This is a genomic window from Rhizobium sp. TRM95796 (assembly GCF_025779995.1).
Classification (GTDB): domain Bacteria; phylum Pseudomonadota; class Alphaproteobacteria; order Rhizobiales; family Rhizobiaceae; genus Rhizobium_E.
On sequence record NZ_JAOXHE010000011.1, the window covers coordinates 98,053 to 123,074 of the forward strand.

General features: G+C 59.6%; 27 protein-coding genes. 17 read left to right on the forward strand and 10 right to left on the reverse strand.

Annotation, left to right across the window (positions count from 1 at the left end):
* Positions 1 to 147: 147 nt before the first annotated feature.
* On the reverse strand, positions 148 to 1,083 hold the full coding sequence (locus OCK01_RS21380) for an NmrA family NAD(P)-binding protein (protein WP_263825718.1): 936 nt from the start codon (positions 1,081 to 1,083) through the stop codon (positions 148 to 150).
* A 73-nt stretch (positions 1,084 to 1,156) separates the two neighbouring features.
* On the opposite strand from OCK01_RS21380, the gene OCK01_RS21385 reads away from it, so the two are divergent.
* The 9 genes from OCK01_RS21385 to OCK01_RS21425 all read left to right on the forward strand — a co-directional run bounded on the left by OCK01_RS21385 (position 1,157) and on the right by OCK01_RS21425 (position 9,096).
* The gene (locus OCK01_RS21385; protein ID WP_263825719.1) at positions 1,157 to 2,020 is read left to right on the forward strand and encodes an AraC family transcriptional regulator; all 864 of its coding nucleotides are present in this window, start codon (positions 1,157 to 1,159) and stop codon (positions 2,018 to 2,020) included.
* Between the two features lie 225 nt (positions 2,021 to 2,245).
* Positions 2,246 to 2,560, forward strand: coding sequence for a hypothetical protein (locus tag OCK01_RS21390; protein ID WP_263825720.1), 315 nt, complete (start codon positions 2,246 to 2,248; stop codon positions 2,558 to 2,560).
* 293 nt (positions 2,561 to 2,853) lie between these two features.
* Complete coding sequence (locus OCK01_RS21395; RefSeq protein ID WP_263825721.1) at positions 2,854 to 4,611, forward strand: ParB N-terminal domain-containing protein; 1,758 nt, start codon at positions 2,854 to 2,856, stop codon at positions 4,609 to 4,611.
* Positions 4,608 to 5,348: a hypothetical protein gene (locus OCK01_RS21400; protein ID WP_263825722.1), complete on the forward strand. Its 741-nt coding sequence runs from the start codon at positions 4,608 to 4,610 to the stop codon at positions 5,346 to 5,348. Before OCK01_RS21395 ends, OCK01_RS21400 begins: the two co-directional genes overlap by 4 nt.
* Positions 5,349 to 5,440: 92 nt before the next feature.
* Positions 5,441 to 6,028, forward strand: coding sequence for a hypothetical protein (locus tag OCK01_RS21405; protein WP_263825723.1), 588 nt, complete (start codon positions 5,441 to 5,443; stop codon positions 6,026 to 6,028).
* 273 nt (positions 6,029 to 6,301) lie between these two features.
* Complete coding sequence (locus OCK01_RS21410; protein WP_263825724.1) at positions 6,302 to 7,225, forward strand: ArdC family protein; 924 nt, start codon at positions 6,302 to 6,304, stop codon at positions 7,223 to 7,225.
* A gap of 649 nt (positions 7,226 to 7,874) precedes the next feature.
* Entirely contained in the window at positions 7,875 to 8,183 is a 309-nt protein-coding gene (locus tag OCK01_RS21415) for a DUF736 domain-containing protein (protein WP_018326263.1), read from the forward strand.
* A 315-nt stretch (positions 8,184 to 8,498) separates the two neighbouring features.
* Entirely contained in the window at positions 8,499 to 8,657 is a 159-nt protein-coding gene (locus OCK01_RS21420; protein WP_263825725.1) for a hypothetical protein, read from the forward strand.
* A 262-nt stretch (positions 8,658 to 8,919) separates the two neighbouring features.
* Complete coding sequence (locus OCK01_RS21425) at positions 8,920 to 9,096, forward strand: hypothetical protein (protein ID WP_263825825.1); 177 nt, start codon at positions 8,920 to 8,922, stop codon at positions 9,094 to 9,096.
* A 36-nt stretch (positions 9,097 to 9,132) separates the two neighbouring features.
* On the opposite strand, the gene OCK01_RS21430 is transcribed toward OCK01_RS21425, so the two are convergent.
* The 5 genes from OCK01_RS21430 to traC form a co-directional block, all read right to left on the reverse strand.
* Complete coding sequence (locus tag OCK01_RS21430; protein WP_412179053.1) at positions 9,133 to 9,567, reverse strand: thermonuclease family protein; 435 nt, start codon at positions 9,565 to 9,567, stop codon at positions 9,133 to 9,135.
* An 88-nt stretch (positions 9,568 to 9,655) separates the two neighbouring features.
* The gene (locus OCK01_RS26485; RefSeq protein ID WP_318530252.1) at positions 9,656 to 9,859 is read right to left on the reverse strand and encodes a WGR domain-containing protein; all 204 of its coding nucleotides are present in this window, start codon (positions 9,857 to 9,859) and stop codon (positions 9,656 to 9,658) included.
* Between the two features lie 261 nt (positions 9,860 to 10,120).
* Positions 10,121 to 12,043, reverse strand: a complete 1,923-nt coding sequence (traG, locus tag OCK01_RS21440; RefSeq protein ID WP_263825726.1) for a Ti-type conjugative transfer system protein TraG — start codon at positions 12,041 to 12,043, stop codon at positions 10,121 to 10,123.
* Positions 12,030 to 12,245: a type IV conjugative transfer system coupling protein TraD gene (gene traD, locus OCK01_RS21445; protein WP_263825727.1), complete on the reverse strand. Its 216-nt coding sequence runs from the start codon at positions 12,243 to 12,245 to the stop codon at positions 12,030 to 12,032. Before traD ends, traG begins: the two co-directional genes overlap by 14 nt.
* 4 nt (positions 12,246 to 12,249) lie before the next feature.
* Positions 12,250 to 12,537, reverse strand: a complete 288-nt coding sequence (traC, locus tag OCK01_RS21450; RefSeq protein ID WP_263825728.1) for a conjugal transfer protein TraC — start codon at positions 12,535 to 12,537, stop codon at positions 12,250 to 12,252.
* A gap of 255 nt (positions 12,538 to 12,792) precedes the next feature.
* On the opposite strand from traC, the gene traA reads away from it, so the two are divergent.
* The 7 genes from traA (at position 12,793) to OCK01_RS21485 (ending at position 21,591) form a co-directional block, all read left to right on the forward strand.
* Positions 12,793 to 16,104, forward strand: a complete 3,312-nt coding sequence (gene traA / locus OCK01_RS21455) for a Ti-type conjugative transfer relaxase TraA (protein WP_263825729.1) — start codon at positions 12,793 to 12,795, stop codon at positions 16,102 to 16,104.
* Complete coding sequence (gene traF, locus OCK01_RS21460; protein WP_263825730.1) at positions 16,101 to 16,658, forward strand: conjugative transfer signal peptidase TraF; 558 nt, start codon at positions 16,101 to 16,103, stop codon at positions 16,656 to 16,658. The genes traA and traF overlap by 4 nt, the downstream gene beginning before the upstream one ends.
* Positions 16,648 to 17,811, forward strand: coding sequence for a conjugal transfer protein TraB (locus tag OCK01_RS21465; protein ID WP_263825731.1), 1,164 nt, complete (start codon positions 16,648 to 16,650; stop codon positions 17,809 to 17,811). The genes traF and OCK01_RS21465 overlap by 11 nt, the downstream gene beginning before the upstream one ends.
* Positions 17,812 to 17,825: 14 nt before the next feature.
* Positions 17,826 to 18,446 carry a TraH family protein gene (locus tag OCK01_RS21470; RefSeq protein ID WP_263825732.1) on the forward strand — a complete coding sequence of 207 codons (621 nt, stop codon included), beginning with the start codon at positions 17,826 to 17,828 and terminating at the stop codon, positions 18,444 to 18,446.
* 209 nt (positions 18,447 to 18,655) lie between these two features.
* Complete coding sequence (locus OCK01_RS21475) at positions 18,656 to 19,603, forward strand: hypothetical protein (RefSeq protein WP_263825733.1); 948 nt, start codon at positions 18,656 to 18,658, stop codon at positions 19,601 to 19,603.
* A 290-nt stretch (positions 19,604 to 19,893) separates the two neighbouring features.
* Positions 19,894 to 21,087 (forward strand): ImmA/IrrE family metallo-endopeptidase, encoded by a 1,194-nt coding sequence (locus OCK01_RS21480; RefSeq protein ID WP_263825734.1) that lies wholly within the window; start codon positions 19,894 to 19,896, stop codon positions 21,085 to 21,087.
* 9 nt (positions 21,088 to 21,096) lie between these two features.
* Positions 21,097 to 21,591 carry a DUF4411 family protein gene (locus OCK01_RS21485; RefSeq protein ID WP_263825735.1) on the forward strand — a complete coding sequence of 165 codons (495 nt, stop codon included), beginning with the start codon at positions 21,097 to 21,099 and terminating at the stop codon, positions 21,589 to 21,591.
* Here OCK01_RS21485 and OCK01_RS21490 read toward each other — a convergent pair.
* Positions 21,588 to 21,839, reverse strand: a complete 252-nt coding sequence (locus OCK01_RS21490) for a helix-turn-helix domain-containing protein (protein ID WP_113731233.1) — start codon at positions 21,837 to 21,839, stop codon at positions 21,588 to 21,590. The genes OCK01_RS21485 and OCK01_RS21490 overlap by 4 nt on opposite strands.
* A 232-nt stretch (positions 21,840 to 22,071) precedes the next feature.
* Here OCK01_RS21490 and OCK01_RS21495 point away from each other — a divergent pair, with 232 nt between their 5' ends.
* Positions 22,072 to 22,365 (forward strand): transcriptional repressor TraM, encoded by a 294-nt coding sequence (locus OCK01_RS21495; RefSeq protein WP_263825736.1) that lies wholly within the window; start codon positions 22,072 to 22,074, stop codon positions 22,363 to 22,365.
* Positions 22,366 to 22,371: 6 nt separating this feature from the next.
* On the opposite strand, the gene OCK01_RS21500 is transcribed toward OCK01_RS21495, so the two are convergent.
* The 3 genes from OCK01_RS21500 to trbH form a co-directional block, all read right to left on the reverse strand.
* Positions 22,372 to 23,073 (reverse strand): autoinducer binding domain-containing protein, encoded by a 702-nt coding sequence (locus OCK01_RS21500; RefSeq protein ID WP_193603320.1) that lies wholly within the window; start codon positions 23,071 to 23,073, stop codon positions 22,372 to 22,374.
* Between the two features lie 207 nt (positions 23,074 to 23,280).
* The gene (gene trbI, locus OCK01_RS21505) at positions 23,281 to 24,582 is read right to left on the reverse strand and encodes an IncP-type conjugal transfer protein TrbI (RefSeq protein ID WP_263825737.1); all 1,302 of its coding nucleotides are present in this window, start codon (positions 24,580 to 24,582) and stop codon (positions 23,281 to 23,283) included.
* A gap of 11 nt (positions 24,583 to 24,593) precedes the next feature.
* Positions 24,594 to 25,019: a conjugal transfer protein TrbH gene (gene trbH, locus OCK01_RS21510; protein ID WP_263825738.1), complete on the reverse strand. Its 426-nt coding sequence runs from the start codon at positions 25,017 to 25,019 to the stop codon at positions 24,594 to 24,596.
* Between the last annotated feature and the right edge of the window lie 3 nt (positions 25,020 to 25,022).

Consider the following 25,022-nt stretch of genomic DNA (forward strand, 5'->3'; position numbering starts at 1 on the left):
ACGCCTCCAGCTGATGCACATGACGGTCACCTCCCAGTTCCGTCGCAGCAGCTGTTCCCCTCTGGAGGTTTTAGATCTCCACACTTCATGGGCCGCGGCTTTTGCCGGCGGCCCTTTTTTTGTTCTTCGTCGAGATCTAACCCAGCATTATCTTTGGGAGCTCCACGTCAGGAAGGTCTCCGGTTTGACGCTATCCATCCGTGCCTTCTCGATCAGCGGGACGAGAGTACGTTTCACAAAGTCTTCCATTGTCGTGGGCAGTGCCGGCCGATCATCGCGGAACTTGACCCGCCCATCGTTCAGAGCCGCCGCCGTGTTCTTGTCATAGACCCACCGATCGAGCGTCCCAAACCTCTCCCGGAAGATCGTTTCGACCTCACGATCGGTCGGATCGACGAAGCGATAGTCGACCTCTCTACCGAGCGCCCGGCCGACGATCGCGGCGATTTCCGCCATCGTGTAATCGATGCCCAGTTGCTTCACCGACCGATGCTGGTCAGTCGGCGCGTCGAACTCCTTCGCCGCGAAATCTGCGAGGTCCGCAATAGAAATCCAGGGCGCTTTGACGTCGGGGGCGAGTGTAAAGCCAATCCTGTCGTGCTGCGCGATCGCATCCGCCCACCTGGACAGGTCCTCCATGAACCAGCCGCCCTGTAGATGCACCAGCTTGATGTCGCTTAACCGGTTGAGGATCTGATCGAGAATATGGAAGCCCTGGAAATGGCCTGTGTTGCCGCCGAGTTCTGATCCCATTGCGGTCAGGCTCACGGCCAATTTCACAGGGGAATCCCGAAGTGCATCGAAAAACCGAAGCGCTACCGCAGGGTAGTGCCCATGAAAGTCCTCCGCCTGCCAAAGGGTTTTGACCAACAGGAACGCGGCGTCGGCGTCTTCGAAGAACCTGCCGAGCTCGCCATCGCCCATGTCGAAGCTACCGAGGAACGGGTCTGCCCCTTTTGCGACAAGTGCTTCGAGGGCGGGCCCTCCTCTCGAAAGAGCTTTGACTGCATGGCCTTTGGCCAAGAGTTTCTCGGTCAGTCTGGCACCGATCCTGCCGGTCGCTCCAACCACAGCAATGCGCATGGCTCATCTCCTAGAGTTTGCTGAGCCGATTCTTAAAGGATTGCTTGGTGGGCAAAAGTGGAGATAATGCCATATGATCTCGAAATCGGGCCAATCTTCAAATAAGCCACTCTGCAGTACCGCCATTGATCTGAGCTTCTCGCATGGGCCGGCGATGGCGTTCAGAGTGGACTTCACCGATTATGAAGCCGAGGGGGTGCAGCACCAGCACCCGCAGGGTCAGCTGATCCTGGCGCTCCATGGCGCGGTGACATGCACTGCGGAACGCGGGGTCTGGATCGTCCCACCCGACTGTGGGCTCTGGGTCCCTGGCGGCGTTCCTCACAGCAATCAGGTCACGTCCAATGCCCGTCTGACATACCTGTTCGTCGAGCCCGGCGCTGCCGCGCTTCCGGCTGAATGCTGCACGCTTTCGGTATCGCCAATGCTTCGGGAAATGATCCACCGAGTGGCTGACCTGTCAGAAAGCGGTGCGCGTGACGCTCATGTCGACCGTCTTGTGCGGGTCATGCTCGATGAGCTCGCGTTGATGCCGCGTGAGAGGCTGGAGCTGCCTGTGTCCACTCATTCAAAGATCGCGTCGATTGCTGCGGCTCTTTTGGCAGATCCGAGCGACCGTAGGACCCTCGGCCAATGGGCTGAGCATGTCGCCGTCAGTGAACGAACATTAAAACGACTTATGGTCGAAGAGACCGGATTGAGCTTCGGCCGTTGGCGGCGCCAGCTTCATCTCGTCATCGCGCTGCGGGAACTGGCGGGCGGGGCCACAGTCCAGCAGGTGGCTGGTGACTTGGGATACGAATCCACGACAGCCTTCATCGTCATGTTCAGGAAGGCGCTTGGCACCACGCCATCGCGTTACTTTGCGGATCGGCTTTTGATCGCTGAACGCGCGTCTGGCTCGATCAATCAGCCCGGATCCCTGATCGCGACTTGAAATTGCCCCTCGTCAGTAATATCTGAGCATCACTTCCCGATAAGACGAAGTCCTGCTGGCTGCAATCGCCGCGGCGTTTGACGCTGTCGCGGGATACAGAAGAAGGCGCTCCCCTCACGGGTCGAGCGCCTTTTTTGTATTGGAGGGGACCGCTAATGAGGCGCTGCATCTTGACCGCAATCGCCCTGCGGACGAGATCTCCACTAAAACACTCCGTGGGAACACATGCCATTTTTTCTGGTGACGCAGACATCCCTGGTCGAAGCTCAAGATGAGCAGGAGGCCGCTCAAACGGGCGTCGACCGCCTACGCTCCGGCGGACAGGTCACCGTTTCGGTCAAATCGGACGAAACAACGATCACGCACGTCGTTGTCGCCGCAGTGGTCGAAGAGCCTCTCCCGCTTTCGCGCTCCGAGGCTGCCGATCCATCGCCTGCTGCTGCTATCCCCGGAGCCGGTCCTACTGCACCAGAAAGCAGGAAACTGATCCTGAAACGCATGAAGGCGGACGCGCTGGCCCTTCTGGGGCGCCGAACATAGTCCCATCCTCAAGTTATGGCTGAGAAGTAAGGGTTGAGAAAAGAAAAGCAGGAATGTGAACCGGTCGCAGACCGGTCCTCCTGCCGCCGCTATCGCTCAACCGCCGCCTGCGTCATCCCGGCTGCTTGTCCTTCGCAGGGCTGTTAGCCCCGCTCGTCCCGCGCAGCAGGGATGCTCGGCCGCAGTTGCGGCAGTCCGGCCGCTCCGCGGTCCGGGAGGTGTCTTCGAAGAAATGAAGACAGGAAGGGCTGGCAAGGCGCCAGTCCGGAACCCTCCAGACAAGGACAAATCCCATGCAGATCATGAAGGTTGACCCGCGCGCCCTCAAGGAAAACCCCGACAGGATGCGCCAGACAAAGTCGTCGCCGCAGGCCGATGCGTTGATGCTGGCGACGATCAAGGCCGTCGGCATCGTCCAGCCGCCGGTGGTCGCACCGGAAACAGATGGCGGAAACGGCTACATCATCGACGCTGGTCACCGTCGTGTCCGGCTCGCCATCGCCGCTGGTCTGGAAGAAATCGAGATACTAGTCGCAGATGCCGCCAACGATAACGGCGCGATGCGCTCGATGGTCGAGAACTCGGTTCGCGAGGCGCTCAATCCCGTGGATCAATGGCGGGGCATCGAACGGCTCGTTGCTCTCGGATGGACCGAGGAAGCCATTGCTGTCGCCCTCGCACTTCCGGTCCGTCAGATCCGCAAGCTGCGCCTGCTCGCCAATGTCCTGCCGGCAATGCTTGAACAGATGGCGCTCGGCGATATGCCGTCCGAGCAACAGTTGCGGATCATCGCGGCCGCTGGCCAGGTCGACCAGAAGGAAGTCTGGAAGGCGCACAAGCCGAAGAAGGGCGATAGCGCTCCGTGGTGGCAGATCTCGAATGCGCTCACCAAGAAACGCATGTATGCCCGCGATGCTAGCTTCGGTGACGATCTGGCCCAAGCCTACGGGATCGAATGGGTCGAGGACCTCTTCGCACCGGCCGATCAGGACGGTCGCTACACGACGAATGTCGAGGGCTTCCTCGGCGCCCAGCATGAATGGATGACGAGCAACTTGCCGAAGCGCGGCGCTGTCGTCGAAGTCAACAGTTGGGGTCAGCCAGATCTGCCGAAGAAGGCGGCGCAAGTCTACGGCAAGCCGTCCAAGTCTGATCACACCGCGCTTTACCTTGACCGAGATGGCAAGGTGCAGACGGTGCATTACCGCCTGTCCGAAACGGCCAAGCCGAAGGGAAGCGGCGCTGAGGGAACTGCGCAAGGCGGCGATGTTGCCGGTGCATTCACGACGCAGAACGCTCGCCCTGACGTGACCCAGAAGGGCCACGATATGATCGGCGATTTCCGTACCGATGCCCTGCACGAGGCTCTCGGTCGCGCGCCGATCGAGGATGACATGCTGATGGCGCTGATGGTGCTGGCCTTTGCCGGGCAAAACGTTCGTGTCGACTCAGGTGCAGATGGGACCGTCTACGGCGGCAAGCGCTTCTCGCGCCACGCCGTCACGCTGTTCGATGAGCATGGAAAGCTCGCCTTCGATCAGGACACGCTTCGGATCGCCGTTCGCTCGGTGCTGATCGATGTTCTCTCTTGCCGCCGCGGTATGTCGAACAGCGGTATGGTTTCGCGCATCGCCGGCGCGGCGATCGATGCCGACGAATACCTGCCGAACATGGGTTCGGAGGGCTTCCTCCTGTGCCTCTCTCGTCAGGCGCTGGAGGCGTCTTGCGCTGAGGCGTCTGTCCAGCCTCGGTCAAAGGTTCGCGAGACCCGCGCGGCACTGGTCGAGCATTTCCAGAACGAGCGCTTTGTCCATACGTCGGCCCGCTTCGCACCCCCAGCTGACGAGTTGCTCGACTGGATCCGGGCAAGCTCGCCCACAGATACCCTTGGCACGGCCTCGCACGACACCGACGGCGGGCAAGCCGACGACCTTGCTGAGGACCAGGACGGGCAAATTGATGAGGCTGCGGATCAGGGCGATCTACAGGATCCGGATTTGTCCGACGACGAAGAGCTTGCCCAAGACGTCGATCAGAAAGCTGCAGCATGACTGCTATCCCTCGGTCAAACAAGGCACAAGCCACCCCTGTGTTTTCAGGGGTGGAGGTCGCTAACAGCACGGACTCATTATCCGCTGACAGGTCCATCGTCCTTCGCCGGCTGGCAGAGCCTGAAGTAGCGGTTCTGACCGACATCGGCATCTCGAAGCCGCTGGCGAAAGCAATCGGCGCCCGGCGAGAGACCCAGCGGTATCTGGAACGACTGACACAGCAGATTGTGTCGTGCGCCGGACGACAGGCGACGACCGTGAAGACCCGGAGCCGAAATCGTCGAAGATCCGGCCCTCGTATTTACTATCAGGAGCTCGTCGACCGCCTTACCTTCGAGCGGTGGGCCGAACTCGACGTCATAGCCTGCAATTTGGCGATGCAAGAACCGGTCAAGAGTGAACTGCAGCCTCGCGACACGACCTGTACATCATCCGGCGACAAAGGCGAACCCGAAACGAAGCAGCCGGTGCTTGAATTGCTGGCCCTCGATGTCAGCGGCATGGGAGGTCTTGTGCATAAACGTTCCTTCCCGCTGGAGACAGATATCGCGCCCGTGTCGGACTGCCCTTCTTGTTGCTGCGGTCTGAACCGGCGGCCGGGCGTTTCAAGGCCGCTGTCACGCCGCGGAGCGGCCGATCCAGCCTCACTGCGCGAGAGCAGGCTCGCGGTCCCAAGCAGGTCGAAACCTGCTGGCCCGCAAACCTGCCCTGCTTGTTCAACCGGATCGGACCTGTGAAGCCGCCCGTCCTTTGCCGGTTCTGGTCGTCCGCATCGAAGGGCAGACCGGCACGAGCCGGAACCGCTTCGGCAGCCAAGGAAGGAACAGACATGGCCAAGCCCGCAACTCCCAACCGCTCCAACGCACGGGTCTCGCAACTCCGCAAAGGCGCAACCCTCGAAATGGTCCGCCTGACATGCCCCGATGCCGCCCAGGCGCTCAAGATTGCCGAAAGCTTCGGCACCACGGTCGTCGACAGCGATGGTATCCGCAGCCTGCATGAGCGGCTCATCGTCGAGACCGCCGACAGCCTCTCCGAAGGGCTCGGCGAGAAGGCTATGCAGATCCATCTGCAGCGTATCGTTGGGGCCTTCGTCGGATCGGCCCACGGCGCCGGACAGTTCTACTCCCGCGCGGTGACCGAGGCGCGCGACGCAACGGCCAAGGCATCCAACGACGCCCGAGATGAGGATCTTGACGGCCCGGTCGGCTACGACAGCGCCGCCCAGCGCAAGCGGGAATTCGCGGCCGACATGGGCGTCCAGTCCCACGCACTCCGAATGGCAGCCGAGGGCGCGGTGGCCGCTTACGAGCAGGTCGTCGGCGAGACCTGGAAGCCCTTCGACCGCCCGGTCGAAAACCCGGGCGCATCGCTCGACCCCAAGGCGGCCGAGGCTCAGATGGCGGCACTCGGGTGACGCACTTGGCGGGGTCGCACCCCGCCATTTCCCTCTTTTCAGGCTGGCGCCCACAGGCGCCGGCTTTTTTCATGTCGAGAATAAGGCTGGCCACACCCCGGTCGCCGCCCGTCCCGCTCGGCGGTCCTGCAGGAGCCGGGCGCCCATGCAACGGCTTTGCCGTCCTCCACGCTATTGCGGCCGTTCCGGTGCATGGCCACACCATCGGCCCCTGACCTCGGACCTCCGTGACGGACCGCGATCGGCGCGGTCCCAGAAAAGGAGAGAAAAGTCATGGCAAAAAAATCAGAAACGGGTCGGGCGGACATCTACACGCGGATCACCGATCGGATCGTCGAGGATCTTGAAAAGGGCGTTCGTCCCTGGATGAAACCGTGGAGCGCTGCTAACACTGGTGGTCGTATCCGTCGACCCGTACGCCACAATGGCCTTCCCTATTCGGGCATGAACGTGCTCCTCCTATGGTCGGAGCAGATGTCGCATGGCTTTGCCTCCTCAATGTGGATGACGTTCAAGCAGGCGCTTGAATTGGGGGGAGCCGTGCGCAAGAGCGAAAACGGCTCGACGGTGGTCTTCGCCAGCCGTTTCACCAAGTCGGAAGCGGACGCGAATGGTAACGAGATCGATCGGGAGATCCCTTTCCTGAAGGCCTATTCGGTGTTCAATGTCGAGCAGATCGACGGTCTGCCCGACAGCTATTATGCGCCGCCGTCCAAGGTTCTTGATCCCGTCGAGCGCATCGAGAGCGCCGATCGCTTTTTCCGCAATACCGGCGCGGTCATCCGGCACGGCGGCAATCAGGCCTATTATTCTCCAGTCATGGATTATATCCAGATGCCACCGTTTGAGGCGTTTCGCGATGCTGCCGGATACGCGGCTGTCCTCAGTCATGAGGCAACCCACTGGACGGCGGCGGAGCATCGCGTGGGACGAGACCTATCGCGCTATGCCAAGGACCGGACCGAGCGGGCGCGGGAAGAGCTCATTGCCGAACTTGGCAGTTGCTTCCTCTGCGCGGATCTTGGCATCGCGCCGGAGCTTGAGCCACGAGCGGATCACGCTTCTTATCTGCAGTCATGGCTTACGGTGCTGGCCAATGACAAACGGGCGATTTTTCAGGCGGCGGCCCATGCGCAACGCGCTGTGAGCTTCCTGCATTCGCTGCAGCCGGAAACGGATATGAAGGCTGCGGCTTGAACCTTAAGCGCGGTCGTCACCATCGGTGGCGGCCGCGTGAGCCGGATCATGTAGGTCCCCATCTCGTTGACCCTGGAGACCTTGTGCAATGTCAGCATCCAGCCTTCCCAAGATCGACGGTTCTAGAGTGTCGAGTTTGGCTTTGCGGGACGGTTTGTGTTCGACGATGACCGGCTTGTTTGTTAGCGCATTGATCCTTCAGGCAGCGATTTGAGGCCGCACGATATCGCACCGTGCGCAGGTAGCATGCGGGCCATGTTGGGAGAAACGCTAGTCCCCTGATGAAGCAGACGATGAGAGGGGTCCCGGCGTACGTTGCGCGGGATGCCGTTCGTATCCAGGGCGAGTGCGGCGGAACGCCATTGTCATATCCCTTCCCTCCAGAGTTTCCGGCAACCCATCCGCGGGCTCGATGAGGCATGTCTGACCGGAGACCGGCTGCGCCTCGATCGTCTTCCCGCAACGGCCACGACCAATTTTCTTACCCCTGCCGGCTGCGCCGCCATTCCTCTCCAACTAACAAAATTGGTAGTTGCCGCCCTCCACTTCGTTCCGGCCTTATCAGGTGCGGTCCGATCGTCACCGGTCTTTGCGACTGCCATCGAGGCCGCGATGGGCGCGGCCCGAACACAAGAAAAGGAATACTACAATGGCAACCATCGGCACCTTCACCTCCACCGAAAACGGCTTCACCGGCTCCATCCGCACCCTCGCCCTCAACGTCAAGGCCCGCATCGCCCGGGTTGAGAACCCCTCCGACAAGGGCCCGCAGTTCCGCGTCTACGCCGGCAGCGTCGAGCTGGGCGCCGCCTGGCAGAAGACCTCCGAGCAAGGCCGCGACTACCTCTCGGTCAAGCTCGACGATCCGAGCTTCCCGGCTCCGATCTACGCAACGCTCGCCGAGGTGGAAGGCGAGGACGGGCTCCAGCTCATTTGGTCCCGGCCGAACCGGGACTGATCGACATCACGAGGCTCTGCCACCGGCGGAGCCTTCTCTTCTCTCCGAGATTTCAAGCCGGACCCGGCATTGAGCCGGGTCCGGCTTTTTGGTGCCATACGGGGGGGAAGGAAACCTGCTCAGTACCCGATGATGATGCCGACGGGACTGCCGTCGTCAAGGATGAGCGGTACCCCCAATTTCGAGTTGGCAGCGGAGCCGCCAACTCGAAATCGGCTCCCCCACTCCCCGGCGCTGCCGGTCGCTTCCGCGATCCCTGACATCGTCATTCCCTATCCGGCGCCGCTGATCGTCTTTCACATAGGAGATCAGACGATGACCTACGAACTTGAACGCCAGATCGAAGAACTGCGTAACGCTGTCGATCCTTGCGAGCGCCGCCAGATCGAGACGGAACTCGATCTCGCACAGGCGGAACTGGCGCTGGCGATTGCCGAGATGGACGGCCGCATCGATGTGGAGCCACCGTTCTGAGGGGGAGGCCTCAAGTCGCGTCGTGTGCTGCACACGGTACCCGAAGATCTCCTGTCGATCCGATTTCATTGACATCAGGGATGGTGCGTCCCGGGCGTCTGGCTGCAACCTGATAACGCCAGAATTTTCCCCGCCTGCGGCTCCTCGCGCATCAGAATTCGGTCGCCATCAGGTCCTCCGCTCCGCTTCGGCCCTGCGGGTGCAGCCCTCCTTCCAGGTCCGCTCTTCATCCCCGCAATGAACCGCAATCAACAGGAGATCCATGATGCACCAGCTCGCAAAATTCCTCAGCGCCACCGGCCGCCGTCTTCGCGCACTTAATAAGGTCGCCCAGCATTTCTTACGCAAAGGCAAGCTCGGCATGAAGCTCGCTATCAAGATCCCGTTCTTCGTCGAGATCGAAGTCAACTTCGAGACCGACTGGAACCGGCGCCGGTAACAGTCGCATCCGGCTTGCCTTCGAGCGAGCCGGATACTAGCACCAAGGTTCGCGTCTGCCGGACCATGTCCGCGCCAAGCCCTCCGAAACCAGGATATCACCGAGACTGCGCCCGTCTCGCGTAAGGACACGTAGCTTTCGGCCGTAGCGATCTTCGTCCCGCCCTGGCCATGCCTTCAACTCGAAAGGTCCAGCGTTGATCAACTCGATCAATCGGGCAGTGGCCTTGTTGCCGAGCGCGAGCTCGGATCGGCATTTCGGTTCGCTAATCTCCGGTGTGTCGATATCCGCAATCCTGATTTTGTCACCGCCAATCCAGATCGTGTCGCCATCGACAATGCAGTTCATACGAGAGCCGGAACCGCATTTTTGAAACTGAGCCACGTTCCTGGAAGCGGCACTGGATGAGATGGGTTGCAGCACCGTCGCTATGGAAATGGCGGCAATGAACGCGGATGTGGCGGCTTTCAAACGGATATTCCTTCAGGCCTGGGAGCTAAAATGGCGATAGCAGATTTGCGCTCGGCTTTCATGATTGAAAGGGGCGCTTCAGTTGCGATCAGAGATTGTTGCTGGGAAGGGTGCGATATCCGCGGTTTCTTTTCTGGCGGGTGAGATGCAGGAAAAGCAGAACCGCATCCTCTTCCCGCTCGAAATGGTGCATCATCATTTGACCCTTTGCGCCGATACGACCCCAGCGCCGTGTCAGGCAAGCTTCGCCAAAGAGGTTTGGCTCGATCGACATCGCATAGAAGCGGGACATGTTTTTTGTCCGGTCCGTTCTTTCCACGTAGAGCTGGTGGGGCTGTGCGATCATGGCGACAGAATCGCGCTTTTGGCCGCGAGCGTCCAATGACAGTTTTGAATCGGACAGTGGCCATCGATTCATCTCCGTGAAGTGGCAAGTTACTTCGGGCGGTCTGCCTTTGGCATACGGCTCTATTCGCGTCCCGCGAACGAAGCCCACGGGCGGTCTTCGCCCATTCGGGTAACGATCCTTCCGCGCCAAACTCTTTCGGCAACATCACGGCTCGGATTTCGGGCTGAACCGGCTGTCGGAGACGCAAGCCTTCATCTCTTCCCGTCTGAACCATATCGCACGGCCACAACGAAGGGGCGGGTTGCCGGCGGTAAAAACGATCTGCTCATCGGTTCGCATTCGCAGCACCTCGTGCGGTTGGATCAACGGTCGGGCCGCCAGCTGCTTCGATCTGGTCCTTGACGATCCACGTGACTGGAAGCTGCGGCTGACCTGGTCGATCTCGACCGTGGTCGTGCCACACCGGCGGGAGATGTAGTCCGCGGTCTCCGGATCATTGATCGCCGCAAAGGATATCCAACTGGCGCTCTCGAACCACTTGCTCGATGCGTCGCGTCCGCCATAAGTCTCCCGCAGCTGTCCGATCGATTGATAAATCATCGTCAGCGTGATGCCATATTTGCGGCCCGCGTCACGAGCGGTCTCCACGATCCGCATGTACCCGAGCCGAGCCGCTTCATCGAGCAGGAAGAGGACGCGGGCGTCCACCTTTCCGTCGCGATTGTAGATCGCGTTCAGGAAGGAGCCGATGATAACACGCGCCAGGCCCGAATGGGTTTCCAAGGTCTTCAGATCGATGTTGAGAAAAACGTCGGTCGTGCCGGATGCTATGTCCTCCGTCGAGAAAGTTGAGCCGGACACCAATGCTGCATAGTTCTTGTAGGAGAGCCAGTGCGTCTCCTTGATCGCATTGGCGTAGACACCGGAGAAGGTCTCAGGCGTCATGTTGACGAAGGCTGCGACGTTCTCCTTCACGAAGTCCGAGCTGGAATTGTCGTAAATGTCCTGAAGACGTTGGCGCAGTTTTGGCTCCGGCTCGGAAAGATTGGCGCGCACCTGCCGCAGCGTCTGGTCCTCCGCCTCGGTATGGCCGGAGAGGCAGACATCGGCAATCATCGCAGTCAGAAGCTGCAAACCCGACGCCCTGAAAAAGTCATCGCGTACGCCGCTCGCCCTCCCCGTATCGCTCATGATCCACGACGCGACAGAGGCGATATCTTCTTCCTTCGTACCGCCGAACTTGCCGATCCAGTCGAGCGCGTTAAAGCCGATATCCGGCTGACGAGGGTCGAGCGTTCGCAGCCGTCGACCGGCTTGCTGCCTGTGTCTCGCGACCATCGGCGCGACTTCGTTCGAGGGATCGAGAACGATCAGCCCTCCTCCCCATTTCAGAGCCGTCGGGATCGTCACGGAGGTCGTCTTGAAGCCACCCGATCCGGCGAAGACGATGCCGTGCGAGGACCCAAAGGATCCGTCGAAGCACAGGAGCTCGGATGTGCCGCCGCCGCCCCAACTCATGCGATCGTTAGCATAGAATGGCCGGTCGGCTGCGCTGTCGCGATCGACGCGATAGCGTTCTCCTATCACGATGCCTCCCGATGATGGAAATAGCCGCTCGGCTTCATTCATGTTCATCCATTCCGCTTCGCCGTGAAGCGCACGCTTGCCGCGAATGCGTTTCGGGTCTGGCCTTGCGAAGGCCGCATTGCCAAGGACCATGACACGGAGCCCGAAGGCTGCAACGAGAGCTGCTGCGCCGCCGCCGATAAGTGTCGAGGGATCGATGAACGAAAAAATGGATTGGCCGGATGGCACGTTGCCCGCGAGAGTGAGCAACCGCGTACTCTCTCGAACGACGGCGACTGCCACCGTCGCCAATCCGCCAGCGAGAACACCCAGGCCCGCCGCCTTGATGTTCACCGCGCCTGCGCTCGCAAATAGGTAGATCAGGCCGAGTGCTGCCGCCGCAACGAACGGCAATGCGATACCCGTGCGGCCGAGCATCACTCGCGCGTTTTCCGATCGACCCATTGCGGATAGTGCCTGTTCGTGTCCCGTCGAAATGAACATAACCACGATCATCAGGATGGCAGGAGCCACCGTGATGATAATCTTATTCGTCGTCATCGCCGAAGGCCCCCGACCCGATAGCGATCAGCCTGTCGCGCTCAGCGCCATCATGGGCCAGACGCTGCTGGAGGTCGATCAGCGCTCCGAGTAGAAGCGCTCTCTTTTCGAACCTCAGGCCCGCTTTGACGATGAGACCGCCGAGCTCGATTTTTTCCCGCGTATCTTTCTTGCGCGCGTCAGACATCGTTGTGCGTGCCATTCGCTCAAGCCTCAGCAGGTTGGCCCGAAGCCGCACCAGAGCCGGCCGTCGTACTTGGGCCTTTTGGCTCGCCCCCGCTTGCCGCCGATTTCGGTGTCCGCTGGCTTTCGCGGAACCGCTTCGCAACGGCTTCGAAGGCTGTCTGCAGCTCGCCCTCGTCGATCTCTATCTCCCCCAAGCCCGCCTTCAATGCGATCCGGCCGATCCGTTCGGCTTCGCGTGTCTCTGCCTGGCGAAGCTGTTCCTGGAGTTTGGCGATGTCCTTGCGCAGCTGAAGCGACGATTTCTTCATTTCCGATCGATCCTTCTGAACGTTTTTCCTGTCTGTGACAGGTGGAAAATTTCAGATGTTCAGGCGCGAAGCGACTATCAGAAGTGGTAGTTGGCTCTGCCAACGCCTTTGACCATCATCCCGGCCGTTCGAAGGACGGCATCCAAGGGCGCAATTATACGTCGCTAACGCGACGCTCTGGCTGAAGGCCCCGGCGGGGCCGCTCCGATCCTCTCGAATATGTTGAATTCATTCGGAAGATGGAGTGTCCTGCTCGTGGCCGTCCCGCATTTCTCAGTCAGCATCGTTGCCCGCGGTTCCGGCCGCAGCGCGGTGCTGTCTGCGGCCTACCGACATTGCGCCAAGATGGAATATGAGCGGGAGGCCCGCACGATCGACTACACCCGCAAACAGGGATTGCTGCACGAGGAGTTTTCGATCCCGGCCGATGCGCCGGAGTGGCTCCGGTCGATGATTGCCGACCGCTCGGTATCCGGTGCGTCAGAAGCCTTCTGGAACAGGGTCGAGGATTTCGAGAAGCGCTCGGATGCGCAGCTTGCCAAGGATGTGACGATCGCTCTGCCGATCGAGCTTTCACCTCAGCAGAATATCGAGCTTGTCCGGGAGTTCGTAGCGCTGCACATCACGTCCATGGGCATGGTCGCGGATTGGGTTTTTCATGACGCACCCGGCAATCCGCATATCCATCTGATGACCACCTTGCGACCGTTGTCGGAGGACGGCTTCGGCCCCAAGAAAGTCCCGGTGACCGGAGCTGACGGCAATCCGGTCCGCAACGATGCCGGCAAGATCGTTTACAAGCTTTGGGCCGGCGGTGCCGACGATTTCAACGAGTTTCGCGATGGCTGGTTCGCCTGCCAGAACCGGCATCTTGCGCTTGCCGGTCTCGACATCCGCGTTGACGGTCGTTCGTTCGAGAGGCAAGGGATAGAATTGACACCGACCATTCATCTCGGGGTCGGCACCAAGGCGATCGAGCGAAAGGTCGCGACCGCAGATGGCACGGCGGCCGAGACGGTTTCCCTTGAGCGGCTGGAGTTGCAGGAGGAGCGACGGGTGGAGAATGCTCGGCGCATCCAGGCTAGTCCCGAGATCGTGCTCGACCTGATCACACGCGAAAAAAGCGTATTCGATGAGCGCGATATCGCCAAAGTGCTCCATCGCTATATCGACGATCCCGCCCTCTTCCGGAACCTGATGGCTCGCATCCTGCAGAGCCCGCAGACGCTGCGGCTTGACCGCGAGCGGATCGACTTTATGACCGGGGTCCGGCAACCTGCAAAATACACGACACGCGAACTGATCCGGCTCGAAGCCGAAATGGCCAATCGCGCCATCTGGCTCTCTCAGCGCACGTCGCATGGCGTGAAAGACGCCGTGCTGACGGCCGTCTTTGGGAGACACGAGCGCCTGTCCAGCGAGCAGAAGGTAGCGATTGAACATGTCGCCGGGCCAGAGCGGATCGCAGCCGTGATTGGTCGCGCCGGCGCTGGCAAGACCACGATGATGAAGGCGGCCCGCGAGGCATGGGAAGCGGCCGGTTATCGTGTCGTCGGGGGTGCGCTCGCCGGCAAGGCGGCCGAAGGTCTGGAGAAAGAAGCCGGTATCGTCTCCCGTACCCTGTCGTCCTGGGAGCTGCGCTGGGATCAGGGAAGAAACCAGCTCGATGATAAGACCGTGTTCGTGCTGGATGAGGCCGGCATGGTCTCATCCCGGCAGATGGCGCTCGTCGTCGAAGCTGTCACGAAGACCGGCGCCAAGCTGGTTCTGGTCGGTGATCCCGAACAGTTGCAGCCGATCGAGGCCGGCGCCGCATTCCGCGCGATCGCCGATCGCATCGGCTATGCGGAACTGGAAACCATCTATCGTCAGCGCGAAGAATGGATGCGGGACGCGTCGCTTGATCTTGCCCGTGGCAACATCGGCAGAGCGGTCGAAGCCTATGGCGCCCATGGCCGTATGATGGCCTCGGAGCTGAAGGGCCAGGCCGTCAGCAACCTGATCGCCGACTGGAACCGCGATTACGATCCTGAGAAGACGTCGCTGATCCTCGCGCATCTGCGACGCGACGTTCGTATGCTCAACGAGCTAGCCCGCGAAAAGCTTGTCGAACGCGGCATCATCAAAGAGGGCCACGTCTTCAAGACAGGTGATGGTACAAGAAGGTTTGCTGCCGGCGACCAGATCGTCTTCCTGAAGAATGAGGGATCGATCGGCGTCAAGAATGGCATGCTGGCCAGAGTGGTCGAGGCCTCGCCTGGCCGCATCGTCGCCGAGATCGGGGACGCGGAGCAACGCCGGCACGTAAGCGTCGAACAGCGCTTCTACAACAATGTTGACCACGGCTACGCCACGACGGTGCACAAGAGCCAAGGGGCTACCGTTGATCGTGTGAAAGTGCTCGCCTCTCTCTCGCTCGATCGGCATCTGACCTATGTGGCAATGACGCGCCACCGCGAGGATCTTGCCGTCTATTACGGCCGCCGCTCCTTTGCCAAAGCGGGCGGGCTCGTCGAGATGCTGTCGCGCACTAACGCCAAAGAGACCACGCTCGATTATTCGGGCGGCAGCCTCTACCGGCAGGCGCTTCGTTTTGCCGAGGCGCGTGGTCTGCATCTCGTCAACGTCGCCAGAACGATCGCCCGCGACCGGCTCGATTGGACCGCAAGGCAGGCCGAGCGGTTGGCCGATCTGGCCAGCCGGCTTGCGGCAATCGGCGCCAGGATCGGCCTTGGCCCAACGCTCAAATCCAATCCCACTCAGGAGGCAAAGCCCATGGTCGCTGGTATCACGACTTACCCAAAAACCGTCGATCAGGCTGTTGAAGACAGGCTCGCAGCAGATCCTGCCTTGAAGAAGCAATGGGAAGAGGTCTCGACCCGGTTTCAGCTTGTCTATGCGAACCCTGAAGCCGCCTTCAAAGCCGTCGATGTCGACAAGATGCTGGCGGATAAAGCGAGTGCGGCGGCCAGACTGCAAACAATCGCTGAAAAGCCAGAAAGCTTTGGCCCGCTCAAAGGGAAGACCGGCATGCTCTCCAGCGCTGCCGACAGGCGAGACCGGGACCGCGCGATCGCCAACGTGCCCGCGCTCGCTGCCAGCCTGACCGACTATCTGCGTCAGCGCGACACGCTGGAGGCGCGCATGCGGGGAGAGGAGCTATCGACGCGCAGACAGGTATCGATCGACATCCCTGCCCTGTCGGCTAGCGCGAAAAGCGTCCTCGAGCGCGTCCGTGACGCCATCGACCGGAACGATCTTCCGTCCGGCCTGGAGTTCGCGCTCGCGGACAAGATGATCAAGGCAGAACTGGAAGGCTTCGCGCGCGCGGTCTCGGAACGTTTCGGCGAAAGAACCTTCCTGCCCCTGGCTGCCAAAGAGACAGGCGGCGAGACGTTCCGCACCGTCACATCGGGCATGAATCCGGGGCAAAAAGCCGAGATTCAATCCGCCTGGAGCTTGATGCGCGCCAGCCAGCAACTGGCGGCGCATGAGCGCAGCGTCAACGCGGCGAAGCAGGCGGAGACCCTCCGCCAAACCAAATCCCAAGGGCTATCACTCAAATGAATTCCGTTATCCACAGTCACCATCGGATATGGCAGAAGCGCGGTTTAGCTTTGGCTTTTACCGCTCTATGCGTCCCCGTCTCTATAGCAACGGCAGGGCTCGCCGGCTATCGCCTGAACTTCACGCCAAGCGAGCCAATCGGACTATGGCGTATCCAACCGCTGGACCGGCCGGCGCGTGGCGGCGACCTCATCTTCATTTGCCCGCCCGAAAGGCCAGACATGGAACGCGCCGCGCAGCGCGGTTATATCCGATCGGGTCTTTGCCCCGGAGGATATGCGCCGTTGATCAAGAGGGTCGCCGCGGTCGCCGGGCAGCAGGTCGAGATCAAGCAAACGGTCCTCGTTGAAGGCATCCCCTTGCCCAATTCAAGGTTGGCTCCAATAGACGGAGAGGGGAGATCACTCACCCCTTATGCGGGCGGCGTGGTCCGCGACGGGTTTGTCTTCCTTCACTCTGATTTCAAGGGATCGTACGACTCGCGATACTTCGGACCGCTCCCGGTTGAGGGGATCCTCGGCCTGGCGAAGGAGGTGCTGACCTTTGCGCCCTGACCTTCGAACGAGCCTCCTCGTTGTCTCTGCGATCGGCGCCGGTTGGTTGGCCTGGAGCGGCTTTGTCCTCGCGCTTCCCCTGTCGCTCGCCTTCCCAGTCGTCTGGTCGATGGCAAAGTCTCGAAAAGTCGCAGCGCTTGTTTCAGGGGGCTATTTTCTGGCTGCGTCGCGCGGACTGCCGCAGGGCGTTGCGACCTTTTATGGCTCCGACATACTACCCGGGATCCTGCTCTGGCTCGTCGCGTCGGGCGCCTTTGTGTTCGTTCATACCCTGCTCTGGAGCGCGGCGGACGAATTGGAGCGAGCTTTTCGCTATCTCGCGGCCGGTATTCTAATGGCAGTTCCGCCCTTCGGAATCCTGGGCTGGGCGCACCCAATTACCGCTGCAGGCGTCTTGTTTCCTGGATGGCGCTGGCTCGGCCTCGTGGTCCTCGCAACCGGCCTCGCCGTACTCGTGACACGGTGTAGGCCGATTGCAATATTTGCCCTTTCGGGCATCTGGGCTTGGTCCGCCGCTAGCTGGACACCCGCCCTTCTACCCCCGGGGTGGACGGGTGTCGACCTCGAATATGGTGCGAGCCTTGGTCGTGACCCGTCGCTTCAGCGACAGCTCGATCTGGCAGGTGCTGCGCTGGTAACGTTCCCGACCGGCGGTCGGGTCACGGTTTTTCCGGAAAGCGCGCTTGGCTTCTGGACGTTGACTACAGAGCGGGTCTGGCAGAGAGCGCTGAAGGACTCCGATAAGATTGTGATTGCCGGTGGAGCAGTCGTCATCGACGGTGGCTATGACAACGTGCTGGTCGCTGTCACCGAAGCGGGCGGGAAGATAATCTATCGGGAGCGAATGCCGGTGCCGGGCGCCATGTGGCAGCCTTGGCGCCGGCTGCTTGGGGAAAGCGGGGGCGCGCGAGCGCACTTCTTCGATAATCCTGTTGTCGACATCGGCAGTACGCGTGTTGCCCCGCTGATCTGCTATGAGCAACTGCTCGTCTGGCCGATCCTGCACTCGATCTTTCATGACCCGGACATGATCGTCGCCGTCGGAAACGGATGGTGGACTGAAGGCACCTCAATCGTCCCCATTCAAACTGCAAGTGCGGTTGCCTGGGCACGGCTCTTCGACAAACCGCTCGTAACCTCCTTCAACCGCTGATCAGAAAGACGACTATGATCGACATGGCTCTCATCGAGAAATGCTCAGACCCCTCGCTCACACCAGCAATCGTCGAACAATTCATCAGCGCCGCCGGGTCCGACGATCCGCTGGCCATTTCGGTGAAGATCGGTGGAAGGCTGGTGCTTGTTCCGAAGCCTGCAGATCCTGCGATGGGCGTTGACGCCATCCGCAACTATGTCGGTCAAGCAAACGTCCGCATCGGCATAACCCAATTTCCCGCGGGCGTTGGCATCACGGATACCTCCCAGTTGACGCCGGAGATCTTTGACTCTTGTTCAAACCTTCGCATGGGCACCGCTCTTTTTGCCAAGGTCGCCCGTATCGTGACGAAATGGTACGGTCGGCCGACAAACCAGGAGGTATTGCCGCAAATGGTGGATGACGCGATCTATGCGTGGCGAACCGGGGTGTTCGAAGGAACGCGTGTGTTTGAGGCCGAAGACCCCGGCGGAGCGACTTTCATCAACGGCAAATCGATCAAGCGGGAGGACCCGGTCGAAGACAGTGGACTAACGCACACAGCGGGTGGCTCAGAAGGCGAACCGGTGGAAAAAATGGACGCCGGCAAAGCTGGTATCCGTGTCGATCTTTCGCGTATCGGGATTCGGTGAAGGGAATCTCTTGTATTTGGGCGGGTTGTCACGTTGACCGCACCGGACCAACCGACTCATATGTTGCCGGAGAACCGTCACAATTATCCTAATTCGCGCCAGACTTTTGCGACGGATGCGCGGTACCAAACCTACACTTGAAGAAACATAGCACCAAGCCCACCTACTACGTTGGCGAGAGGATCAGGGAGGGATTGATGGTCCGGAGAATGACGCCATCCCAGTATAACGCTTGGGTTCGGCAGCAAGAGCAAAAGCAGCGGGATGCGATCCGGCGGTATAACCAAGAAGTTGACCGGGCAAACCGAGCCAATAAAGCTGCTTACGAAAAGCAGGTACGTGAGGTCAACCGCGAGATCGATAGAGTCAATCAGCACAACAAGCGCGTGGTGGAAGCTCATAACCGGGAGGTCCGACAGCATAACCAAAAGCGCCAGGCCGCCATCAACAAATATAACCAAGCTGTACGGTCGCATAACGCACAAGTGGAGCGCGAGCGACAAAGCCGACTGTCCGCACTTCGCGCTCTAACCACAACGCGATATGTTGACGTCAGGGACTCATCTTTCGACCTGAGCGCTCGGTACGAGCGAATGGAGCACGCTGGCTCCGTCAACGAGGAAATCCTCTCTGCGGCCGAGCGCGAGAGTAGCAACAGTGTTGCGGTAGCTTATGCATTGAACACCGATGCAAGCGCACATGCGGAAAACGCGCAGGACACGGGAATCCTCGACTACCTGGCAGACCTTTCGAGCGACCTGTGCGACCGATGGCGGGGAGCGCTTTTTGCCCTCAATCCAGCCAACACCGATGCGGCTAGGCATTTCTGTACCAGCGTAAGGGAGATTTTCTCGGAGATTCTGGACCGATGGGCAGACAACGAAGCTGTGCTCGCAGCGGACGCCAATTGCGAGAAAACACAGCAAGGCACCCCTTCACGACGTGCGAAGATTCGCTTCTTGCTGCAGCGGAAAGGCGTGGATTCACCTGAAATGCTCGGATTCGTGGAAAAGGATATCGATGACATCCTTCAGCTTTTCCCGGTCTTCAACAAGGCTACGCACGGAGTAGCTGGAACACTTACCTTTGCCAGCCTTCAGGCATTGCGACAGCGCGTCGAAGGCGGCATCATGTTTTTGGCCACCATCGCCGCCTAGATCACCTTCTATATCGTGAGGATTATAGAGATCGCTGCCGCGCAAGACCCTCCGGGTTAATTTCGATATCCGCGACGGCGATAGCGGGTAATCTGTGCATAGGGATATGCAATGCCCCCTGATTATTCGCCGAAGCGATGCCCCAAGGGAGTCGACGTGCTATGGGGAGCGAGAGTGGAAAAGCTGACCCAGGGCCGGGTGGCTTTGCATCGACAGGACACCTATATCTTTCGTAACGATTGCATGATCAAATCGGACCAAGTATTGGCTGACTCTAGCGGAGGTGAAAGGTGCCAAAGGTCAACCCGTCGATCCTGCGTTGGGCTCGCGAAACCGCAGGGCTCACCGTCGAAGATGCTGCCGACAAGCTCGGCATCGGCGATGCACGCGGTGTTGCGGGCAGCGATCGCCTTGCCATGCTTGAAAACGGCGAGGTTGAACCTACTCGTCCGCAACTGATCAAGATGTCGACTCAATATCGCCGGCCCCTGCTCACCTTCTATCTTGCCGAGCCGCCAGTAACAGCTGCACGAGGCGAGGATTTCCGGACCCTTCCCGACGAATATGCACAACGCGATGCGGCGCTCGTCGACACGCTGCTGCGCGAAGTTCGAGCTCGCCAGGAAATGGTGCGTTCGCTCCTCGAAAGTGAGGAAGAGGCCGAAGCACTGGATTTCGTAGGATCTTATGACTACCGCGGAAGTCCAGAGGGACTCGCTGCTGCGATCAGGGAGCGTCTAGGCTTCAGCCTCCAGTCTTTCCGATCCGGTAACGGCCGCGGCACGTCAAGAGGCTTCGCTTATCTGCGCGAACGCGCCGAGGCCGCAGGGATTTTCGTGTTGTTGATCGGCAATCTCGGAAGTCACCACAGTGCACTCAATGTCGAACTCTTTCGGGGCTTCGCTCTCTCGGACAAGGTCGCACCTTTCGTAGTGATCAACGATCAAGACAGCGAGCAGGCGTGGTCCTTCACGCTACTTCACGAGCTTGCCCATATCTGGCTTGGCCAGACCGGAGTGAGCGGTGGGCGGCCCACATCGGTCATTGAAACCTTCTGCAACGATGTGGCGGGCCGTATCCTGCTGCCTTCGGCCGAGATCGCTGGCGAGAACGCATTGCGTGGGGCGCGTCAGGATATCGTGATGGCCCGCATCGGCGAAATCGCGGAGCTGAGGCAGGTCAGCCACTCGATGGTCGCCTACAAGCTCTATCGCGAAGGGATCATCGATCAAGCCATGTGGTCGTCTGTGACGGCTGTCTTTCGGCAGCAATGGCTGAACAACAAGGCTGCGCAACGAGCCCGCGCGCGCGAAAGCGAAGGCGGCCCGAGCTACTATCTTGTGCGTCGCCATCGGCTGGGCAATCGCCTGCTGAGCCTTTCGAAACGGATGTTAGCCGACGGAGCCCTTTCACCTTCCAAGGCTGCCGCGATTCTCGGCGTGAAGCCGAACAACGTCTTCTCGCTGACCGACGGCGTGGCTTAAGGGGGCGGCGTGCATCTTCTCGACGCAAACGTCCTTATAACGGCGCATAACCTCTACTATCCTATTCAGCGCGTTCCAGAATTCTGGGATTGGCTCGTCCATAAGGGACAGACCGGCGCGCTGAAGATCCCAGTCGAGATATTAGAAGAGATTACCGAAGGATCGGAATTGGCGAAATGGCTGAATGAGGGCGACAATTATGACGCCCTCAAACTGGATCAGGACGTCGATACTGCCCTCGTTCAGACAGTCATCGAAAAATATGCGCCGGATCTCAACGATGCTGAGATCATTGAGGTCGGCCGCGACCCATTCCTGATTGCCTACGCCTTAGCTGACCGCGCCGATAGGATCGTCGTGACCGTCGAGGCCTCGAAGCCGAGCACCAAACGTGCAAACCGCAGGATACCGGACGTCTGCGACGACCTTGAAGTGCGTTGGTGCAACAGCTTCCAGATGTTGACGGACTTGGATTTCAGGACCGGCTGGCGCTCTCAACTCTAATCGGAATTTTGCGCAGTTGCATCGCCCGGGTTCTGTTTTCGATCTCTGCTTAGAAGCTCGCTGGCTTCTACCCCAAGAGCTTTGGCGAGGCGGTCCAGAACGTCAACGCTCGTCGCGTAAACTCCCCTCTCGATCGAGCTAATATAGGTGCGGTCAATATCGGCCTCATCCGCAAGGGTTTCCTGCGACATGTGTCGAGCCTTCCTAAGCGCTCTCAAATTGTTTGCCAAAACGTCGCGAATCTCCATGAGGAGCAAAGCAGCGGGTTGTAGAGTATTTCACCACGGAGTATTCTCTACAAATCCGGCCGCTTCTCGAATTATGAGCGCAGGTAGGGTTCTGTACACACTGCTGCGTGATGTGGTCGTACAGCCCGATTGTATGATAAGGGTCGCTCGTTCGCTGTGATGGAGTAGCGATCGGGATGGAAGTCACGGTCTGAGCCTTTGGCGGCGGCGTACCGGAGGAGGCTAGAAGCAGGTGGATAACCCAAAGATTGTCCTTCGTCCGCTCATTGGCTTGCTGGAAGGCCAGCCCATAGACATGATTGAACGACTGACAATTGAGGCTATCTCGAAGCACCGATGTCTCGTCAGTGAGGCGGAATTGGCCTACGACCGGTACAAAAAACAGCCAGGAGAAATGGAAATTTCAGAGGCGCGGGAAGCGTATCTTTCGTCAATGATCGCAGTCCATGCGCAGCAGACGGTGGTTTCGACCTTGATTGATATCCTCGGATACATTCCCCCGATGCCGACGTCCAAGGCGCACTAACAGACGTCAGATCAGCCCCAATATCGTCGCGATCCTCGCGGCCTGGGTCAAGGTTGACGCCCCAAGCGCCCTTTTTGCGCCTTTCAAATGAAAGCGAACATTATGGGCGGAGGTTTTCTCAATATCAGCGATATCGTCCGCTGTTTTTCCCTCTGCATTCCAGCGCAGGCAGGTGAGTTGGCCGGGCGTTAGCTCAACAGGCGCATGCAGACGCGGCTTCAATTCGAGGATGTCGATCCTCGCATGCATCTGACCGACCGCAGCGGCCGCCAAAGACGGCGTTATTGATCGGCTCTCGGCATAGCCATGCTCACTGGAGGCCAGCGTCAACATCGCCATTTGACCGAACCCGGATCTGACCGGGATAGATACGCCCGACCGGATCCCAAACTCGGCCGCCTCGGCGAAGAACTTTCGCTGCTGCTTGTTCAGCCGACCCTCTGTGGTGTTTGACCAGGCAAAAAGATCTGACCTGTATCTAAGGCCAAGCATGATTGGATCGACGGATACATAAAGCTCGTCAAGATATCGCTGCTGCCAGACCTCGGGATAGTTCGACAAGATCTTATGCGTGTTGGCTTGCAAGCTAACATAGGTGAACATTTCGAACCCAGCTTCGTGTGCCAGGTTCTGAAGCACGATCTTCACTGACTTCTCGTCTAACGCCAGCGATACCTGCTCTATCAGATGTTCAAACCACTGATCCAATCCACGGCCCCCCGACGCGTGAGGAAATGAACGCAATCAAATTGCAATTCAAAATGGGAAACAAAATGTGACGTTACGTCGTCCTTACCGGATAGTTGAGCGGAAGAGTCAGGTCAACCCAAAAGGGCCACGTGCGGGGGTTGGCGTTCTTCAAGTTGTGGTGAAGTCATCATGCTAACCAGCACTTCTCACCCTGACTGTTAAAGGTCACTCGCGATAGCTGCCCGGAAAAACGATGTCTTGATCGACGAGCACGTTGAACTTGTAGCCCGGTCGAATTCGGATCGTCGGCTGGACGTTGAGGTTTTTAGAAATCGTTTGTTCCGCGGCCCGTCCGAAAGTCTCAGCAAAGTTTCGTCGTGCGGCATCCGAGGCCGTGTCCTGGGTAGCAAGCGTCGAGCTCTGCGGCATCGACATGTCGATGCCTGTCCCAATCAGGGCGATCAACGCCGCTGAGCCAAATGTGCGCCACAGATGGCGATCGACCTTGTCTTGGAACCCGCCATAACCTTCAGCATCTGTCCCTGCCATGCCACCGATCTGAAGAGTTGATCCATTCGGAAAGATCAAGTCTGTCCAGACCACAAGAACACGCTCCTGGCCAAAAGAGACCTTCGAATCATAGCGTCCAAACAATTTGGCCCCTTGGGGTATCAAGAGCCGGTAACCGGTGGCGCTGTCATAGACACTCTGACTAACCTGCGCGGTGATCCTGCCGGGAAGATCTGAGTTCAGCCCTGTAATCAAGGTGGCCGGAATGACCGATCCTCGTTTAAGTTCGAATCTCGAGAGCTGCGGCACGACCTGGTTTGGAAGATATCCGAGGTCCTTTATGTCCTGGTTGAAGAAGTCTTCTTTCGAGACTTGCCCGTTCGGGTCGGGGTTTTGACCCTGCAGCCCTGCCTTCATAGCCGCCGCATAAAGATCTGAAGCCCCCCTGGCTCCGGTCAATGTACCAGCCGCGTTCGAAGCATTGGCTCTATCGCCACGCTCGATTTCCGACACGTCAACCTTCAAAGGCGAATCGAGGGCTGTTGCCCGTGCCTGCAGACGGGCCATGCGCTGACGGTTCTGCTCGCGCATGTATTGCTCGTCCTGCTCTCTCCTGAGACGTGCCTTCCACTCCTCTTCAGACTCCAATGGTTGTCGCCTTACTGTACGCTCTGCTGCCGGCGTTTCCAAAACACGCTGTTCCGGTTCCGATTTCCGTTCGACCGTCGGAGTAGGTGTCGGTTGGAACGTCTCACGTTCCGTAGGATCCCCGATGATGCCGTCGCCAACGCCCCGCTTGAGCTGATCTCCAAACGATGTGGCAGGTGAATTCGAAGCGCTATCGAGGCTGTTCCGTCCCCCGAAAGACAGGCCCCTCCACGACAGGCCGACGATGACGACGCCGATAAATAGTACGACGAACACGATTGCGGCGATGATCGGCAGCCGATTGAGACGGCGCATTCCACCTTCGGATCCTTGGCCGTTGGGCGTTCCCAGTTGAAGGGATTGGACCATAAAATCCTCCGTCAGTTTCGCTGCATGATGGAAAGCGGGCTGGCAGGTGTCGCACCGCTCGCTGACACGACATAGGCCCTGCCGAGCGCAATGGATGGTGTCGAGAGCTGGGCTAGTAGTTGGCCGTCGAGGCCCTGGATGGAATAGGCAAGCTCGACCGCTTTGTCATTGTTGACCTTCTCGGTGGTGACCGAGTAGCCCCAACCTTTGAGGGCGGCCTCGAGCGCGACCGCAAAGTCGCTTTTATCCGATTTCAGCCGCACCGAGGTAGTGGCCGGCGGGACCTGTTCGGCAAATCGACTTGCCAAGTCACCGGCGATCGCGCTGGCGGCGGAGCTCGAGACGACCGGTGTAGCATTGGTCGTCAAGCCGTCTTCAGTCGTCTGGCAACCGGCGAGGGCTAGAGTGAGGTATAGGATGAGATAACTAGCGCGCATGTC